At 61.4% G+C, this 16,945-nt stretch carries 15 protein-coding genes and 1 pseudogene; 11 read left to right on the top strand and 5 right to left on the bottom strand.

What is annotated here, in order from left to right:
* Positions 1–187: 187 nt before the first annotated feature.
* The 9 genes and pseudogenes from CE636_RS04770 (at position 188) to CE636_RS04730 (ending at position 8,230) form a co-directional block, all read left to right on the top strand.
* Positions 188–1,009, top strand: a complete 822-nt coding sequence (locus tag CE636_RS04770; protein ID WP_017899602.1) for an ABC transporter ATP-binding protein — start codon at positions 188–190, stop codon at positions 1,007–1,009.
* Entirely contained in the window at positions 1,006–2,031 is a 1,026-nt protein-coding gene (locus tag CE636_RS04765) for a FecCD family ABC transporter permease (RefSeq protein ID WP_017899601.1), read from the top strand. The genes CE636_RS04770 and CE636_RS04765 overlap by 4 nt, the downstream gene beginning before the upstream one ends.
* Positions 2,028–3,080: a FecCD family ABC transporter permease gene (locus CE636_RS04760; protein WP_017899600.1), complete on the top strand. Its 1,053-nt coding sequence runs from the start codon at positions 2,028–2,030 to the stop codon at positions 3,078–3,080. Before CE636_RS04765 ends, CE636_RS04760 begins: the two co-directional genes overlap by 4 nt.
* Complete coding sequence (locus tag CE636_RS04755) at positions 3,070–4,047, top strand: iron-siderophore ABC transporter substrate-binding protein (protein ID WP_017899599.1); 978 nt, start codon at positions 3,070–3,072, stop codon at positions 4,045–4,047. Before CE636_RS04760 ends, CE636_RS04755 begins: the two co-directional genes overlap by 11 nt.
* Positions 4,013–4,946 (top strand): annotated as a pseudogene (locus CE636_RS04750) (MurR/RpiR family transcriptional regulator). The gene CE636_RS04755 and the pseudogene CE636_RS04750 overlap by 35 nt, the downstream one beginning before the upstream one ends.
* 92 nt (positions 4,947–5,038) lie before the next feature.
* Positions 5,039–5,806 (top strand): basic amino acid ABC transporter substrate-binding protein, encoded by a 768-nt coding sequence (locus CE636_RS04745; protein ID WP_004203029.1) that lies wholly within the window; start codon positions 5,039–5,041, stop codon positions 5,804–5,806.
* Between the two features lie 63 nt (positions 5,807–5,869).
* On the top strand, positions 5,870–6,634 hold the full coding sequence (locus tag CE636_RS04740; RefSeq protein WP_004151161.1) for an amino acid ABC transporter permease: 765 nt from the start codon (positions 5,870–5,872) through the stop codon (positions 6,632–6,634).
* A complete protein-coding gene (locus tag CE636_RS04735) occupies positions 6,621–7,343 on the top strand; it encodes an amino acid ABC transporter ATP-binding protein (protein WP_002908374.1) in 723 nt (240 codons plus the stop codon). Before CE636_RS04740 ends, CE636_RS04735 begins: the two co-directional genes overlap by 14 nt.
* A gap of 299 nt (positions 7,344–7,642) precedes the next feature.
* Positions 7,643–8,230, top strand: coding sequence for a DUF1062 domain-containing protein (locus CE636_RS04730; RefSeq protein ID WP_025999180.1), 588 nt, complete (start codon positions 7,643–7,645; stop codon positions 8,228–8,230).
* A gap of 129 nt (positions 8,231–8,359) precedes the next feature.
* Here the strand turns inward: CE636_RS04730 and CE636_RS04725 are convergent, their stop codons facing one another.
* The 3 genes from CE636_RS04725 to CE636_RS04715 all read right to left on the bottom strand — a co-directional run bounded on the left by CE636_RS04725 (position 8,360) and on the right by CE636_RS04715 (position 10,543).
* A complete protein-coding gene (locus CE636_RS04725) occupies positions 8,360–8,752 on the bottom strand; it encodes a VOC family protein (protein WP_017899596.1) in 393 nt (130 codons plus the stop codon).
* 41 nt (positions 8,753–8,793) lie between these two features.
* On the bottom strand, positions 8,794–9,228 hold the full coding sequence (locus CE636_RS04720) for a VOC family protein (protein WP_017899595.1): 435 nt from the start codon (positions 9,226–9,228) through the stop codon (positions 8,794–8,796).
* 115 nt (positions 9,229–9,343) lie between these two features.
* On the bottom strand, positions 9,344–10,543 hold the full coding sequence (locus tag CE636_RS04715) for an MFS transporter (RefSeq protein ID WP_004203023.1): 1,200 nt from the start codon (positions 10,541–10,543) through the stop codon (positions 9,344–9,346).
* A gap of 296 nt (positions 10,544–10,839) precedes the next feature.
* Here CE636_RS04715 and CE636_RS04710 point away from each other — a divergent pair, with 296 nt between their 5' ends.
* Positions 10,840–11,997, top strand: a complete 1,158-nt coding sequence (locus CE636_RS04710; RefSeq protein ID WP_004203021.1) for a M20 aminoacylase family protein — start codon at positions 10,840–10,842, stop codon at positions 11,995–11,997.
* A 42-nt stretch (positions 11,998–12,039) separates the two neighbouring features.
* Here the strand turns inward: CE636_RS04710 and fdhF are convergent, their stop codons facing one another.
* Both fdhF and CE636_RS04700 read right to left on the bottom strand, forming a co-directional pair.
* Positions 12,040–14,190 (bottom strand): formate dehydrogenase subunit alpha, encoded by a 2,151-nt coding sequence (fdhF, locus tag CE636_RS04705; protein WP_017899594.1) that lies wholly within the window; start codon positions 14,188–14,190, stop codon positions 12,040–12,042.
* A 246-nt stretch (positions 14,191–14,436) separates the two neighbouring features.
* A complete protein-coding gene (locus CE636_RS04700; RefSeq protein ID WP_004203019.1) occupies positions 14,437–15,516 on the bottom strand; it encodes a malate/lactate/ureidoglycolate dehydrogenase in 1,080 nt (359 codons plus the stop codon).
* A gap of 303 nt (positions 15,517–15,819) precedes the next feature.
* On the opposite strand from CE636_RS04700, the gene CE636_RS04690 reads away from it, so the two are divergent.
* Positions 15,820–16,908, top strand: a complete 1,089-nt coding sequence (locus tag CE636_RS04690; RefSeq protein WP_017899593.1) for an ABC transporter substrate-binding protein — start codon at positions 15,820–15,822, stop codon at positions 16,906–16,908.
* Positions 16,909–16,945 lie beyond the last annotated feature (37 nt).

Genomic DNA, 16,945 nt, shown 5'->3' with positions numbered 1-16,945 from the left:
TATTATTTTATTTAAATTATTTTGCGTTGGCGCAGCCTCGCTGTAGTCAGCGTCCCCGCAGGAAGACGATGGCGACTATTGACTACTACATTCATCCCCGTCATGATCAAAAGAGAATGAGATTTATTTTGATTTGACTGCAGAATGTCCAGCCATCGCCTGGAACGCTGCGGCGCAGGAGCGAGTTATGCCACAGCGGGTGACACCTGCAGAGCAGGGGATCGTACTGGATGCCCTGTCAGCCGGCTACGGCCAGACCCTGATCGTTGACGACATCAACCTGACCATCCCCAGCGGCAAAATGACGGTGCTGGCAGGGGCGAACGGCTCCGGCAAATCAACGCTGTTGTCGACTATCGCCAGGATGCTGAAGCCGCTCGGCGGCTGCGTGCGTCTGGACGGGCAAGCCATTCATCAGATGCCGACGAAGGCCGTCTCGCGCCAGCTCGGCATCCTGCCGCAATCGCCGCTGACCCCGGAAGGGTTAACGGTTTTCGAGCTGGTCTCGCGTGGGCGCTATCCGTGGCAGGGTCTGATGCGCCAGTGGTCAGACGCCGATGAGCTGGCGGTGGAGGAGGCGCTGCGCTTAACGGGCACCCGCGAGTTCGCTCATCTGCCGGTGGACAGCCTCTCCGGCGGCCAGCGTCAGCGCTGCTGGATCGCCATGGCGCTGGCCCAGCAAACGGCCACCATTCTGCTCGATGAGCCGACCACCTGGCTCGATCTGCGCTATCAGGTCGATATCCTCGAGCTGCTCCAGACCCTGACCCGCGAACATGGCCGCACGGTGGTGACGGTGCTCCATGACCTCAACTTTGCCGTGAACTACGCCGATCTGCTGGTGTTTCTCAAACAGGGGCGCATCGCCGGTACGATTAGCGACAACGAAGTCTGTAGCCCTGAGCTGATTAAACGCGTGTATGACGTTGACGTGCAGATGTCGATTAACCCGCAAACCGGCAAACCCTTCTTTATGCCGTTTCGCGCCCGCCAGGCGGCGGCGCAATGAGCGTGACTATCCTGCTTTCCGCGCGGCGGCGCGCCCGTCCCCGACTGGCGCTGCTCCTGCTTACGCTGCTGCTTATCGCCGGTTCGCTGGTGCATCTTGGCCTGGGCGCCCGCTGGATCGCCCCGCAGACGGTGCTGCAGGCGCTGCTGGAGTACAATCCGCGCAATTTCGAGCAGCGGATTATCGTCGAACTGCGCCTGGTGCGGCTGGCGGCGGCGCTGCTGACCGGCGCGGCGCTCGGCGTCGCCGGGCTGCTGCTACAGACGGTGATCCGCAACCCGCTGGGCGAGCCGCATATCCTCGGCCTTAACGCCGGCGCGTCGCTGGCAGTGGTGGCGACCTCCGCGCTGGGGCTCTCTCTCGGCGCTTTCCCCGCCGCGCGGCCGCTGACCGCCGCCTGCGGCGCGGCACTGCTGTTCGGCGGGGTGATGGTGCTGGCCTCTGCCGGTCGCGGCGGAGCGACGCCGCTGCGCATCACGCTGTGCGGGGTAGCGCTGTCGGCGTTTGCGTCGGCGGTGACGGCGGCGATATTAATTCTCGATGAACAGACGCTGCTGGCGATGCGCACCTGGCTGGCCGGCGATCTGGCCGGGCTGAACTGTAGCACGCTGTGGACGGCGCTGGTCCCGGCGCTGATCGGCCTTGGCGTCGCGCTGTTCCTTGCCCCGCGCCTCAACGTGCTGGCGCTGGGGGATAAGGTGGCGCTGGGCCTCGGCGTGAACCTCGTCCAGACGCGGCTGCTGGGCCTGCTGGCGATTGCGCTGCTCTGCGGCGCGGCGGTGGCGGTGGCCGGACCGATCGGCTTCGTCGGGCTGGTGGTGCCGCACGTGGTGCGCCGTCTGGTGACGGAAGATATCCGCCTGGCGCTGCCCCTGGCGGCGCCGGTAGGGGCGCTGGTGCTGCTCCTGGCAGATATCGCCGCCCGGACGCTGGTCGCGCCGCAGGAGCTGGCCACCGGGGCGATGACCGCCCTGGTGGGCGCACCGCTGTTTATCTTTATCGCCGCGAGGTTTTTTAAATGACGCGCGCCGTTCACCGGGCCGGTTTTCGGCCGCTGCTTTTCGCTTCCCGCCAGCTGCTGCTGCGCCCGGCGGCGCTGAAAATTGCCGCCTTTATGCTGCTGATGCTGCTGGCGCTCGGGCTGTACAGCCTCAGCCGCGGCAGCTATCCGCTGCCCGCGTCGACGCTGGCGCAGGCCCTGCTGGCGCCACAGGAGATTGGCGAGCAGCCGCGCTTTATTCTGTTTGATATTCGCCTGCCGCGGATCCTGATGGCGCTGCTGTGCGGGGCCATGCTGGGGCTGGCCGGCGCGGCGATGCAGAGTATCACCCGCAACGGGCTGGCCGATCCGGGGCTGATCGGCGTTAAAGAGGGGGCCAGCATCGTGGTCCTGGCGCTGGTGCTGTTTTTCCCGGCGGTAGGCCTGGTCTGGCGGCCGCTGGCGGGGATGGTCGGCGGCGTGGCGGTGGCCCTGCTGGTCCTGACGCTGGCCCGCGACTGCTCGCGGCCGCGCTTTATTTTAATTGGCATCGGCGTCTCCTGGACCCTGGCGGCGGCGGTCGGCATCTTTATGACCACCGCCGACGTACGCGACGTACAGACAGCGATGATCTGGCTGGCGGGCAGCCTGCAAGCCGCCTCCTGGCCGCTGCTGGCGGTGGCCTTTTGCTGGGCGCTGCCCGGGGCCATCATCCTGTTCTGTACCGCCCGGGCGGCGGACGCGGCGCTGCTGGGCGACCGAACCGCCATTGGCCTTGGGGTGCGTCTGCAGCAGTTGACTCTGCTGCGCTTTTTCGCCCCGGTGCTGCTGACCTCGGCCAGCGTCTCCTGCGTCGGCAGCCTGGGCTTTGTGGGCCTGATGGCGCCGCATATGGCGCGTTTCGTGCTGCGCGGCGGCCAGGTCTCGCTGCTGAGCGGCAGCGCCCTGATTGGCGCCTTGCTGGTGCTGGCGACCGATACCCTTGGCCGGTTGGCGTTTGCGCCGCTGCAGATCCCGGCGGGGATTGTGATTGCCCTGGTGGGCTGCCCGTTCTTTGTTGTCTTGCTCTGGCGTCGCCGTGATGCCCTTTAATCAGGAAGGTATTATGCGTTGGTTCGTCTCATTGCTGCTGTTGCTGACGGGGGCCGTCAGCGCCGCCGACCCACATACTCAAACTTTTACCGATGATTTAGGCCGCACGGTCACCGTCCCGCTGCATCCGCAGCGCATTGTTTCGATGCACGATCTCGATATTACTATTCCGCTGATTGAGCTCGGGGTACCACCGATCGCCAGCCACGGCCGCACGCGCCCGGACGGCAGCCACTATCTGCGCTCCAGCGCCCAGCTCACCGGTGTCGATTTCGATAATAGCGATATCCGCTTTATTGGCACCGCCGATATCGATCTGGAAGCGGTGGCTGCCGTCAGGCCGGATCTGATCATCACCGAGCCCAGTCGCCACGTGTCGGTGGAGCAGCTGGAGAAGATTGCCCCGACGGTGAGTATCGACCATCTGCAGGGCAGCGCCCCGGATATTTACCGCAAGCTGGCCCAGCTGACCGGCACCCAGCCGCGGCTGGCGATCCTTGAGCACCGCTATCAGGAACAAATCAAGCAGCTGAAAGCGATGGTCAACCCTTCTCAGTACACCGTCTCGGTGATCCAGGCGAACAATGGCAAGGTCACGGTGCATCATTCGTATCATGCCCTGGGCCGGGTGCTGCGCGACGCCGGGTTCCGCTTTCCGCCGCTGATTGAGCGGATCCCTGACGGCCAGCGCATTGACGTCAGCGCGGAACAGCTGCCGGAGCTGGACGCCGATTTTGTCTTCGCCACCTGGCGGTCGGATACCGGCGGCAAGCCGCAGGATGAGCTGCAGGCGATGGAAGCGGTGATGCCCGGCTGGTGCGACTTTATGCGCGCCTGCCGCACCGGGCACTATATTTTGCTGCCGCGGGAGGAGGTGATCTCCAACTCCTACGCCGCGCTCTCCCTGATGGTGGCCCAGGTGCAGTCGCATATTGCCGGCAGGCCGCTCCCGGCGGAGGCCAAATGAAAAGCGCGATAAAAAAAGAGAAGGGGCGGGTCGACCTGTTCGGCGAACGCTATCGCGCCCGGGCGCATCAGCTCTCTCCCCGACTGCGGGCCGTGGTCAGCTATATCAACGACAACCGCGAGGTGGTGCTGGAGCAGACGGCGATGGAGATCGCCGCTGCGACCCAGACCTCCGACGCCACGGTGGTGCGCGCCATCCAGGCGCTGGGCTTCGCCGGGCTGCGCGAGCTTAAGCAGACCATGGAGCGCTGGTTCGGCACCTCGGTCACCTCGGCGGAAAAGATGCGCTCCACGGTCACCGCGCTCTCCAGCGACGTCAATTCCAGTATTGATTTTGTGCTGGAAGGCCATCAACGGGTTTGCGAGGTCCTGTCGCGGGCCGACAACCGCGCGGCGGTGGCTCAGGCGGTGGCATTGCTCAGCGACGCACGCCAGGTGGGGATCTTCGGTATCGGCGCCTCGGGGATCCTCGCCGAATACACCGCCCGGCTGTTCAGCCGCATTGGCCTGCCGGCGTATGTGATGAACCGCACGGGTTTCAGCCTCGCCGAGCAGCTCATCGGCCTGCAGCGCGGCGATGTGCTGATCATGATGGGGCAAAAATCGCCCCATCGTGAGGGGATGACCACCCTGCGCGAGGCGAAGCGCTTGGGTATTCCGACCATCCTGCTGACCCAGGCGGTGGACTCGCGCTTCAGCCAGGAGGCGCAGGTGGTGATTGACGTCCCGCGCGGCGGGGACAGTAGCCGGATGCCGCTGCACGGCACGGTGCTGGTCTGTCTGGAGATGATTGTTCTGTCGGTGGCCTCCACCACGCCACAAAAAACGGTGAAATCCCTGAAGCGAATCAACGACCTGCACCGGGCCATTGGTAAATCCGGCGGTAAACGCGGCAGTTGATAAGATAATTCACCAGCGGGAAGGTTTCCGGTTGCATATAAAAGTCAGTGTGTGTATTTTTATGCAAAATAAATGCATAAAAAGGAAATCTCATGGTCAAGAATTTGCTCAAAGCGTGTTTCATGATGGCCGCGCTGACGGCAGCCGGACAGGCGGCTGCGGAAACCTATACCGTCGGCTCCGGCGGCACCTACCGGCCGTTTGAATTTGAAAACAGCCAGAAACAGCTGGAAGGTTTCGACATCGACATCATTAAAGCCATCGCCAAAGCCGAAGGCTTTGACGTCAAGCTGGTCAATACCCCATGGGAAGGCATCTTCGCCACGCTGAACACCGGCGACCGCGACATCATCATCTCCGGGATCACCATCACCGATAAACGCAAACAGATGGTCGATTTCTCCGCGCCGTACTTCCCGGCCGAGCAGTCGATCGTCGTCGCCCAGGACTCGAAGGTGGATTCGCTGGCGGCCCTGAAAAACGAGAAGGTCGGGGTGGTGAACTCCAGCACCGGCGATATCGTGGTTTCTGAGGTGCTGGGCAAGAACAGCACGGCGATCAAGCGCTTCGACAATACCCCGCTGATGCTCCAGGAGCTGTTCGAGGACGGCGTCAGCGCCGCGGTGGGTGACGTCGGGGTGGTGAAGTACTACATCAAACAGCACCCGGAGAAGCAGTTCAAGCTGGTGCCGGATGCCAAATTCGAACGTCAATATTTCGGTATCGCGGTGGCGAAAGGCAACAGCGAACTGCTGGGCAAAATCAACGCCGGTCTGCAGAAGATCGTTGCCGACGGGACTTACGCCAAAATCTATAAAACCTGGTTCGACGACAACGTGCCGACGCTGCCAGCGCAATAAGCCACCTTTTTCAGTGACCACGGCTATCGCCCAGGCGATAGCCGTATTTTTTAGGGAAGGACTATGACGGGATTCCGTTGGGAGATCATCGAGGAGTACGGCCCGCTGTTTGTGGACGGCGCCCTGATGACGATTAAATGTACCATTATCTGCGTGATCCTCGGGACGCTGTGGGGGTTAACCCTCGGTCTCGGACGGATGGCGAAGGCCGAGCACGGGCCGTGGAAATATATTCTCCGCTACCTGGTGCAGTTTCCGGTGCGCTTTTACGTTAGCGCCTTCCGCGGTACGCCGCTGTTCGTGCAGATCATGGTGGTGCACTTTGCTCTGGTGCCGCTATTTATCAACCCGCGCGACGGCCTGCTGGTGACCAGCGGCCTGATGAGCGCCGACTTTGCCCGCGAGCTGCGCGCCAGCTACGGGGCGTTCCTCTCCTGCATCGTGGCGATCACCCTTAACGCCGGGGCCTATGTGTCGGAGATTTTCCGCGCCGGCATCCAGTCGATCGACAAAGGGCAGATGGAGGCCTCCCGCGCGCTGGGCATGCCGTGGTGGAAAACCATGCGCAAGGTTATCCTGCCCCAGGCGTTTCGCCGCATTCTGCCGCCGCTGGGCAACAACGCCATCGCCATTGTTAAGGACTCGTCGCTGGCCTCGGCAATTGGCCTGGCCGATCTGGCCTACGCCGCGCGCACCGTCTCCGGCGCCTACGCCACCTACTGGGAACCCTACCTGACCATCTCCCTGGTCTACTGGGTGATCACCTTCCTGCTGGCGCAGCTGGTTAACCGTCTGGAAAAGAGGTTTGGCAAAAGTGATTCACATTAATAATTTACATAAGCGCTTCGGCGACAGCCACGTGCTGCGCGGCATCAGCTGCGATATTAAACCGCAGGAAGTGGTGTGCATCATCGGCCCGTCCGGCTCGGGGAAAAGTACCTTCCTGCGCTGTATGAACGCCCTTGAGACGGTCAGCGAAGGCGAGGTGGTGGTCAACGGCTTTGCCGCTCACGACCGCACTACCGACCTCAACAAGATGCGCGAAAGCGTTGGCATGGTGTTCCAGCGCTTTAACCTGTTCCCGCATATGACGGTGCTGGAAAACCTGATTATGGCGCCGATGAATCTGCGCAATATGCCGCGCCAGCAGGCGGTCGACCTGGCGGAAGCCTTGCTGGCGAAGGTGGGCTTAAGCGATAAGCGCGACGCCTGGCCCTCGAGCCTGTCCGGCGGCCAGCAGCAGCGGGTAGCCATCGCCCGCGCGCTGGCGATGAAGCCGTCGATTATGCTGTTTGATGAGCCCACTTCGGCGCTGGATCCGGAGCTGGTGGGCGACGTGCTGGAGGTAATGAAAAACCTCGCCAGCGAGGGGATGACCATGGTGATCGTGACCCACGAAATGGGCTTTGCCCGCGAAGTGGCCGACCGGGTGATCTTCATCGACCAGGGCGTGATTCAGGAAGAGGGCAAGCCGGGGCAGATCTTTAGCGCACCGAGCAACCCACGCACCGCCGCGTTCCTCAGCAAGGTGCTGTAAACCGAGCGGGCTGGCGCCAGGCCAGCCCGCTGAGTGTTGTCAAATATATTGATGATGTTTTTCATCATCAGTATAAACATTGACTGAACTCATATATCCCGCGATAACCCCTTTGTTAATCTCCGGGTATCGCTTTGGGCTTCTCCAGGAATATAACGTTGGAAATCTTTTTTTAACCCACTGAAAAATAGCGACTAACTATTTTTCATACGCCAAAAATCATGGTCCGTTAATGACGGACGCGGTTTCGTATGGGTTAAAAAAGGTACGTTATGACAGTTACATGGACGGTCACGCCCGTGGGGTATCAGCACATTGCCAAACGCTGCCCCGCCTGCAATGTAAAACGCGACTTCGCACCTTCCGGCGCCATCCGGGTGAATTCGCAAAAGAAGCTGCTGGATATCTGGAGCATCTATAAATGCACGCACTGCGATTACACGTGGAATATCGCCCTGTTTTCCAGGCTGCACGTCAGCAAGATAAACCGTAAACTGCTTCAGCGCTTGATGCAGAACGATGCAGCTATGGTTCACTATTATGCCGCTGACCTCGCGACGCTGAAGCGCAACCGCGCCGAGCCGTCGGGGCAACCTGATTTTCGTATTCATGAGCAATGGTCGGTGACGCTGATGGCGTGCCCGCGGATAACGGTGCGCGTCAGAGTCAGTCGGCCATTTCGCATCAGCCTGCTATCAATACTGAAAAAGCAGCTCAAGCTGAGTACGGCTGAAATCCGGTGGTTGGTCGCGACAGGGCATATCGAGGGTATTCCACTAAAACAGCTCAAGACGAAAAAGCTGAAGGCGATGGAATATCATTTTCAGCTGGCGGCGGAAACGCTGTATGCGCGACGCCGGATTACGTTATCACTTCGCGGTAGATAACTCGTCGGGGAGAGAAGTCGTAGCGCTTTAACCGCGGTTTTTCGTGATTCTCAATGAAATCAGGACGGCGAAGTCGGCCGTCCTGAATGACGCATTACTGCCTGAAAAAGGCACTTCCGCAGCAGCCATTCAAGCTGCCGACGCATAATAAACAAACGCCAGCTTATTGCCGTCGGGATCGCGGACGTAGGCGCTGTGAAAGCCGTTGCCATATTGTGGGCGATGACCGGGAGCGCCTTCGTCACGTCCGCCGAGTTGCAGGGCGAGGGCATGCAGTTCCGCAATATGTTCGACGGAGCGGGCGTTAAGCGCCACCATCGTTCCATTACCCACCCCGGCAGGCTGCAGGTCAAAAGGAACGCCCACGCACAGCCCACAGGTGTGGTTGCCATTGAAGGTGCCCCAGGACGCCCCCTGTTCGTTACGACCGGCTTTGACGTGTCCCAGCAGCGCCATTAACGGGTCATAGAACTTGATGGCGCGTGGCAGGTCATTGGTTCCCAACATGATGTATGAAAACATAGTGTCCTCCTGTTGCGGGCAAAAAGGTGTCTTTCGCCCGCTTACTGCGTGAAGCTGATCGCAACAGACCCGGCGCTGCGCTCAGCCTCGCCATGGTAGACCGCCTCAATATTATTCCCCTGCGGATCCAGCACAAAAGCGGCATAGTAACCAGGATGATAGTGTCGTTCGCCAGGCGCGCCGTTATCGCGGCCGCCATGGGTCAGCGCCGCATGGTAAAAAGCGTCCACCCTGTCACGATCTCTGGCCTGGAACGCCAGGTGGTGGCGTCCTGTCAGTTTCCCGGCAGCCTCCGGGCTGTGGCGTGAGGCCACCACCAGTTCGTCGGCCAGCAAGTAGTCATTAGCGGTGGTAATAACCGGGATCTCCAGCGCCGACAGTACGGCAGTATAGAAGTCTTTGCTTGCCTCAAAGTCTTCGACAACCAGCAGGATATGATCGATCAATCTGCCACGATGTAACGTCATGCTTTCCATGGAATTTCCTCTCGGCAGGGGGCCGGCAATGGTTATAGCAGTGAGCCAGCAAGAACAGGATTCCCTCAGGTAAGGGCCATAAAAAAAGGGCTGGCGCCAGGCCAGCCCGTCAGGACTACTGCGCGGACTCCGTCGCTTCGTCCATGTCGTCTTCCTGCTCGCTGGCGAGCAGGGTTTTCTCGTTTTTGCACAGACACTGGATCAGCAGGAACAGCACGCCGCTGGCCACCAGGGTGGCGATCAGGCCATCGTAGCCGGTGATGCCGATCAGCATGCCGCTGACTACCGGCCCGGCGACGCTGCCGGCGGACCAGAAAAAGCCGAACAGGGCGTTAATCATAATCAGCTTCTGTCCGCTGAAGGTTTTCCCCGCTCGCACCAGCGACAGGGTATAAAGCGCCCCCGCCGCGGCGCCCAGCAGCAGGCAAATGGCCATCAGCTGAATGCGCGAACCGAGCATCAGCGGCAGGGCCAGCAGCGACAGGCTGAAAACCACCGCGCAGGCCAGATGCACGCGGCGAATGCCGACCCGGTCGGCCAGCCAGCCGAGCGGGGTCTGGAACATCGCATCCCCGGTAAGTACCACGGTCACCAGCAGCACCGCCATTCCTTCATTAAGCCCTTTATCCATACCGTACAGTGGCAGCAGGGCGAGGATGCTGGCGTCGAAGAAAGCGAAGCAGAAGACCCCGGAGGCCAGTACCGGCAGGAAGGCGCCGAGGCTGCGCCAGCTGGCGCGCTCCCCAAGGCTTTCGCGGGTGCCGGTGGGCAGATGGCGCAGCATCAGCAGGCAGACGGCGGTGACCGCGACGATCGCCATCAGCGCCGAGGCCTGCCAGGCGGGGCCGACGGAGATCAGCAGCGGCCCGGCCAGCTGGCAGCCGGTAAAGGCCGAGGCGTAGATACCGGTGAGGGTGGCGCGCTGGTTGCCTGCCGCGCCGCCGGTGATCCAGCTTTCACCGAGGACGATAATGACCCCGGAGGCCAGGCCGGTCAGCAGGCGCGGCAGCAGAAGCAGCGTCATATCGGTGGTCATGCATGAGGCGATGGTCGCCAGCGCCAGCAGGATCAAACTGCCGCTCAGCAGCACGCCCATCTCAACGCGCCGGCACAGCGCAGGAGAGAGGAAAGAGGAGATCATCATGCCGGCGGGCGGCAGGGCGGCCAGCAGGCCGACATACAGCGGCGCGATCTGCTGCTGCGCCAGCTCAAGACTGATTAACGGCACCGTATAGCCGGTGATAAATCCCACGAGCGACGCGGCCATGATCATCGCCAGCGTGGGAGCAAGACGATTCTGGTCTGGGTTAAACATTTTATTTCCGATGACGGAGAGGTTAGTAGTGGATCCTTCGGCAAATTGCCGTCCTGAGCTGCATAATAATTAATCGCCTGGCCGTTGTCACCGTTGAAATCACTACCAAAAAAGGACCGCCGGGCGACGGCAGGCCTGTACGCCGCGCCGCCGCCGCATTTCGTGACGTTGTCAGCGTGTTAACGACAGGATATAACGGAGGGAGCGGCAGCGACCCGACGCCGGTGAGCGACGGGTAAAAACGCAACGCATGACCAAATTATTCAGCATTACGCTATGCAGGAAAGGAGTAATACATGGCCGTATCGCCGTCACTGATCGCCGAAGCCACAGGCTGGCGACGTGAGTTTCACGCCGCGCCTGAGCTCGGATATCAGGAGCAGGAGACCTCGCGCCGCGTCGCCGAGCTGCTGGCCTCGTTTGGCCTGCAGGTTCATCGCGGGCTGGCCGGCACCGGCGTCGTGGCGACGCTGGAAAACGGCCCCGGGCCGGTCATCGGCCTGCGCGCCGATATGGACGCCCTGCCGATCACCGAGCTGGGGAGCGTCAGCTACCGTTCGCGCCGCGCCGGGGTCATGCACGCCTGCGGCCACGATGGCCACACCGCGATGCTGCTGGCGGCCGCCGCCCATCTGGCGCAGACCCGTCAGTTCAGCGGCACCGTCCACTTTGTTTTCCAGCCAGCGGAAGAGAACCTCGGCGGCGCGCGCAAAATGGTGGAGGAGGGATTATTCGAACGCTTCCCGATGGATGCGATTTACGCGCTACATAACTGGCCGGGGATCCCGCTTGGCGAAGTGGCGCTCAGCGATGGCGCGATGATGGCCTCCCTCGACGCCTTCGAGATCACCCTGCGCGGCAAAAGCTGCCATGCGGCGATGCCGGAGAGCGGGGCCGATCCGATCGTCGCTGCGGCGCAGCTGATTATGGCGCTGCAGACCATTCCTTCCCGCCGCCTGTCGCCACAGGATTCGGCGGTGGTCAGCATCACCCAGATAAACGGCGGCGAGGCGATCAACGTCCTGCCGGACACCGTGGTGCTGCGCGGCACCTTCCGCTGCCTGAGCAATCGCGTTCGCGCCCGCGTGCGGGAGCTTATCGAAAGCTATGTGGCGACCCAGCCGCAGGTGTCCGATGTGCAGGGCGAGATTAGCTGGTTTCCGGGGTATCCGGTGACCAAAAACCATGCGCCGCAGGCGCAGCTGCTGCGCGAGGTGGCGGTCGCCACCCTTGGCGCGGAGGCGGTGCGCTGGAACCAGGCGCCGTCGATGGCCTCTGAGGATTTTGCCTGCATGCTGGAGGCCTGTCCGGGGGCCTATTTCTGGATCGGCACCGATGGCGAAACGCCGTCGAAGCCGCTGCATAACGCCAGCTATGACTTTAACGATGCGCTGATTAGCCACGGGGTGGCGATGTGGGTGGCGCTGGTGGAGAAACAGCTGCCGGCGGCGTAACCCACCGGCAGCGGCAGCAGGGAGCGCGCGCGCTCCCTGAGGTCAGACGTCGGCGGCGGCTTTCAGTCGCGCCTTCATGTCGCTGTAGGCCGTCCAGGCATAGCGCTCCGCCCACTGCTGGTCGGCTATCGCTTCCACTTTCACCGCACAGTATTTGGTTTCCGGCGTTTTGGAGATCGGATCGAGGTTATCCTGGGTCAGCTCATTGCAGGCGCCCACCCACCACTGATAGGTCATATAGACCGCGCCCGGGTTGATGCGATCGCTGAGGTCGGCGCGGGTGATGACTTTCCCGCGTCGGGAGCTAACCCACACCAGCTGTTTGTCAGCGATCCCCAGCCGTTGCGCATCCACCGGATTCATCTGCACCCGTCCCGGCTCGTCGGCCAGCGACTGCAGCGCGGCGCAGTTGCCGGTCATCGAGCGGCAGGAGTAGTGCCCCACCTCCCGCACCGTGCAGAGCACCAGCGGCCATTCATCATCCGGACGCTCCGCCGGAGCGCGCCAGGCGGTGGCGAACAGCTGCCCTTTACCCGATGGGGTGTCGAAGCGGTTGTCTTTATACAGCCACGGCGTGCCGGGGTGGTCGAGGGTCGGGCACGGCCACTGAACATGGCCCATATCGCCCATTTTCTCCCAGGTCACGCCGTAGAAAAGCGGGCAGAGCTCGCGCATCTCGTCCCAGATCTGCTGGTTGTTCTCATAGTGCATCGGATAGCCCATTTCGCTGGCCAGCAGACTGATGATCTCCCAGTCGCGCTTCACATTCCCCGCCGGAGGGATTGCCTGTTCAAACCGCTGAAACCCGCGGTCGGCGCAGGTGAAGACGCCACCGTGCTCGCCCCAGGAGGTGGCCGGCAGCAGGACATCGGCAATCTCCGCCGTTTTGGTCATGAAGATATCCTGCACCACCACGAAGTCCAGCGCCTCGATGCCTTTGCGCACCAGGCCGAGGTCGGCTTCGGTCTGCAGCGGATCTTCGCCCATGATGTAGTAGGCTTTGATCTCGCCGGTCAGCGCTTTATGCGGCACTTCGGTGATGCGGGTGCCGACCTGGTCATCCATTTGCGCCGGGTCGATCCCCCAGGCGGCGGCGAATTTGGCCCGCACGGCGGGGTCGGTGACCTCCTGATAGCCGGGGAACAGGTTCGGCAGCACGCCCATATCGCAGGCGCCCTGCACATTGTTTTGTCCACGAACAGGCCCCACGCCGACGTTCGCCCGCCCCAGGTTGCCGGTGAGCAGCGCCAGGCTTGCCAGACCGCGCACCACGTCCACCGCCTGGCCAAACTGGGTGACGCCCATGCCCCACATAATAGTGGCGGAAGGGGCGGCGGCGAAGATGCGCATCGCCTCACGGATCGCCTGCGCGCTGACCCCGACAATCGCTTCCACCGCTTCCGGGGCGTAATCCTTCACCGCCTCGCGGTAGGCGTCCAGCCCTTCGGTGTAGCGTTCGACATAGGCTTTGTTGTACAGCTCCTCCTCCAGCAGGACATAGCCGAAGGCGTTCACCAGCGCCATATTGCTGCCGTTGTTGAGCTGCAGATGACGGTCGGCTATGCGTGCGGTTTCAATGCGTCGCGGATCGCAGACGATGATCTTGGCACCGTTTTCCCGGGCTTTGATCACCCGGCGGGCGACGATGGGATGGGAGTCGGCGCAGTTGTAGCCAAAGACCAGCAGGCACTTCGAGTTTTCGATGTCGCTTATCGAGTTGCTCATCGCCCCGTTGCCCAGCGCCTGCTGTAGCCCGGCGACGGAAGGGCCGTGGCAGACGCGGGCGCAGCAGTCGACGTTATTGGTGTTCAGCACCGCGCGAGCGAACTTTTGCATCACATAGTTGGTTTCGTTGCCGGTGCCGCGCGAGGAGCCGGTGGTCATGATGGCGCGCGGGCCATGCTTCTCTTTGATCTCCCTGAGCTTGCTGGCGGTATAGCGAATCGCCTCCTGCCAGCTGACCGGCGTAAAGGCGCCGCCTTTCTGGTAGCGGATCATTGGTTGTTTAAGACGGGGCGTCAGGAGCTGCGTGTCGTTCAGAAAATCCCAGCCGTAATAGCCTTTCAGGCACAGCTGGTTCTGGTTGGTGACGCCGTCGGCGGCTTCCGCGCGAATGATTTTATTGTTGTCGACAACCAGTTTAAGTTTGCAACCCGCCCCGCAGTAGGGGCACACGCTCGTGATTTTTTTCATCAGTAACAGACCTGTTAACAGTGAACAGAGGATCGCTGTCGCGCCGGGCCCGACGGGCAACGATCGCGGTATCGCCTGGTGGTGATGCGGACGCAGGCCCGCTGCGCTATGCAGGTCTCGTGCCAGATTTTAATCTGTTGATTTATAATGAAAAACTTCAGATGGATGATGACGGGAGCGTGACCTCGTCACTAATGACGATGACGCAGAGCGCCGACGTCAGACGCTCTGCGGGGGAAAACGCCGCTACGCGAGAGGGCGGCAGCGGGTGATATGCGACTCGCTCAGGCCGACGTCGCGTGCGGCGGCGCAGATTGCCTGCCAGCTGCCCGCATCCAGCGGGATCCCCTCGGCCAGGCGCGCTTCGCGGTTGGCGGCTTCCCATTCGCCGGGGGCCAGCACCGGGGCATCGGGATCGTGCGGCGACTGTTTACACCATGCGATAAAGGCCTCCGTCTGCGCCTGGCTGTCCGGGGCATCGAACGCGTCCGGGCGCAGGATCACGGTGGTCATGCAGTTAAAGATGGCGTCGACGCTGGTCTGCAGGCTTTCCTGATGGGTGGTTTGCCCCCCGGAGAGCGCGCCGCCGAGCACTTCACACAGCGTCGCCAGGGCATAGCCTTTGTGCTGGGCGAAGGTGAGCAGGGCGCCCAGCGGCGAGGTTTGCATCACCGCCGGGTCGGTGGTGGGCAACCCCTCGGCGTCGATCAGGCAGCCGGGGGCCACGGCTTCCCCTTTGTGCCAGGCGACGCGGGTTTTTCCAAAGGCGATGGCGCTGGTGGCGTAGTCCAGCAGCAGCGGCGGATGGCCCTCTCGCGGAAACACCACGCACAGGGGGTTGGTGCCGAAGCGACTGTCTTTTCCGCGGAACGGAGCGACCATCGGGTCGCCGATTACGCTGACGAAGTGAATGGAGATCAGTCCGGCGGCGGCGCACTGCTCGGCCCAGTAGCCGATGCGCCCGACGTGATGCGCATTGCGCAGGGCGATAGCCGCCATGCCGTGCTGCTTCGCCTTTTCGATACCTAACTGCATCGCTTCGTGGGCGACTACCTGGCCGAAGCCGGCGTTGCCGTCGAGGGTGACCACGGCGCCGGCATCTTTGGTGACCGTGGCGTGGCGGTTGAGCTGCAGAAAACCGCCGGCATGGGATTTCACATAGCTTGGGATCATCCCGACGCCATGGGAGTCATGCCCGGCCAGGTTGGCGGCGATCAGGTGGTCGGCGACCAGCGTCGCTTCTTCTGAGCGGCTGCCGAGATGGGTAAACAGTGAGACGACAAACTGATGCAGATCCGTCGCCAGAAAGCGGTGTCCTGTTGGCACTGATTCTCTCCTGTAGTCTGTTGTTATTTTGTTATGTTTGCCGTTTTATGCTGCGCCGCCCGGCGCAGAAGGTCAAGGGCGGGGGCTCCGGGCGTCACGCCACTGCGCCAGCGTCTGCGTTATACGCCAGACGATAAAAAACCGGTCCGCGATCGCGTTTTAATTAACGTCATAAACACCACATTTTTAAATTCTGCCACTGTCACAAAAGCCAGAAAAAAGCCAGCCCCGGCGTTGCAAGGGCAGCTGATACCACTATATGTTAAATTTGTGTTTATTAATTGATGATTAAAGGTTGGTATCATGTATAAGAAAATAAGTGGTTTAGTGGTTTCACTGACGGCCATTTTCGCCTGTGCCGCCTGGGCGGAGGTGCCTGCGGGCTATCCGGCGGATTATCAAAAAACGGTTGATGCCGCCGTCAAAGAGGGCAAGGTGGTGATCTATTCCACAACCGATACCAAAGCCGCCGGGCCGTTAATTAAAGGATTCGAAGCGCAATATCCGGGCGTCAAAGTCGAATATAACGACATGAATAGCACCGAGCTGTATAACCGCTATATCAGCGAGCAGGCCGCCGGGGGCGGCAGCGGGGACGTGGTGTGGAGCTCATCGATGGATACGGCGCTGAAATTAGCCACCGAATACGCGGAACAATATGCCTCGCCGGAGGTGAAGCAATTGCCCGACTGGGCGGTGTGGCAGCAGAAAGCCTATGGCACCACCTACGAGCCGGTGGTATTTATCTATAACAAACGGCTGATCCCGCAGAATGAGGTTCCGGATTCGCATACCGCGCTGGCAAAATTGATCGCCAGCCAGGCCGATAAATTTAAAGGCAAAGTCACCACCTACGATATCGAAAAATCGGGCCTCGGCTTTATGCTGGCGGTGCAGGACAGCCAGGCCGACGCGAACTATTTTACCGACCTGGCGAATATCGCCAAAGGCGGCCTGACGGTGCAGTCTTCCACCGGCACGATGATGGAGCGCGTCTCCTCTGGCGAAAACCTGATCGGCTATAACATCCTTGGCTCCTATGCGGAAGCGCGGGCGAAAAACGATCCCTCTTTAGGCATTGCCTATCCGAAAGATTACGTGCTGGTGCTCTCCCGCGTCTCGTTTATTAGCCAGGAGAGCGAACATCCCAATGCGGCAAAATTGTGGCTGGACTATGTCCTGTCGGAAAAAGGCCAGCAGATCCTCGCCAGTCAGGCGGATATTCCCTCTATTCGTCGCGATATTGAAGGCAAAAATGATATCGACGGCATGACCGCGCTGCTGGGCAAAGCGTTAAAACCGATCCCGGTCAACGAAACGCTGCTGGATTATTTACAGCCGCAAAAACGTCTGCAGTTTATTAAACAATGGCGCAGCGCCGCCGCGAAATAATCCTCCCCCGGGGCATCGCCGATGCCCCTTATTCACA

This window comes from Klebsiella sp. LY, assembly GCF_004010915.1.
GTDB classification, from domain to species: domain Bacteria; phylum Pseudomonadota; class Gammaproteobacteria; order Enterobacterales; family Enterobacteriaceae; genus Klebsiella; species Klebsiella quasipneumoniae.
Note: the sequence above shows the minus strand (reverse complement) of the source record. Positions and strands in the feature narration are given on the sequence as shown.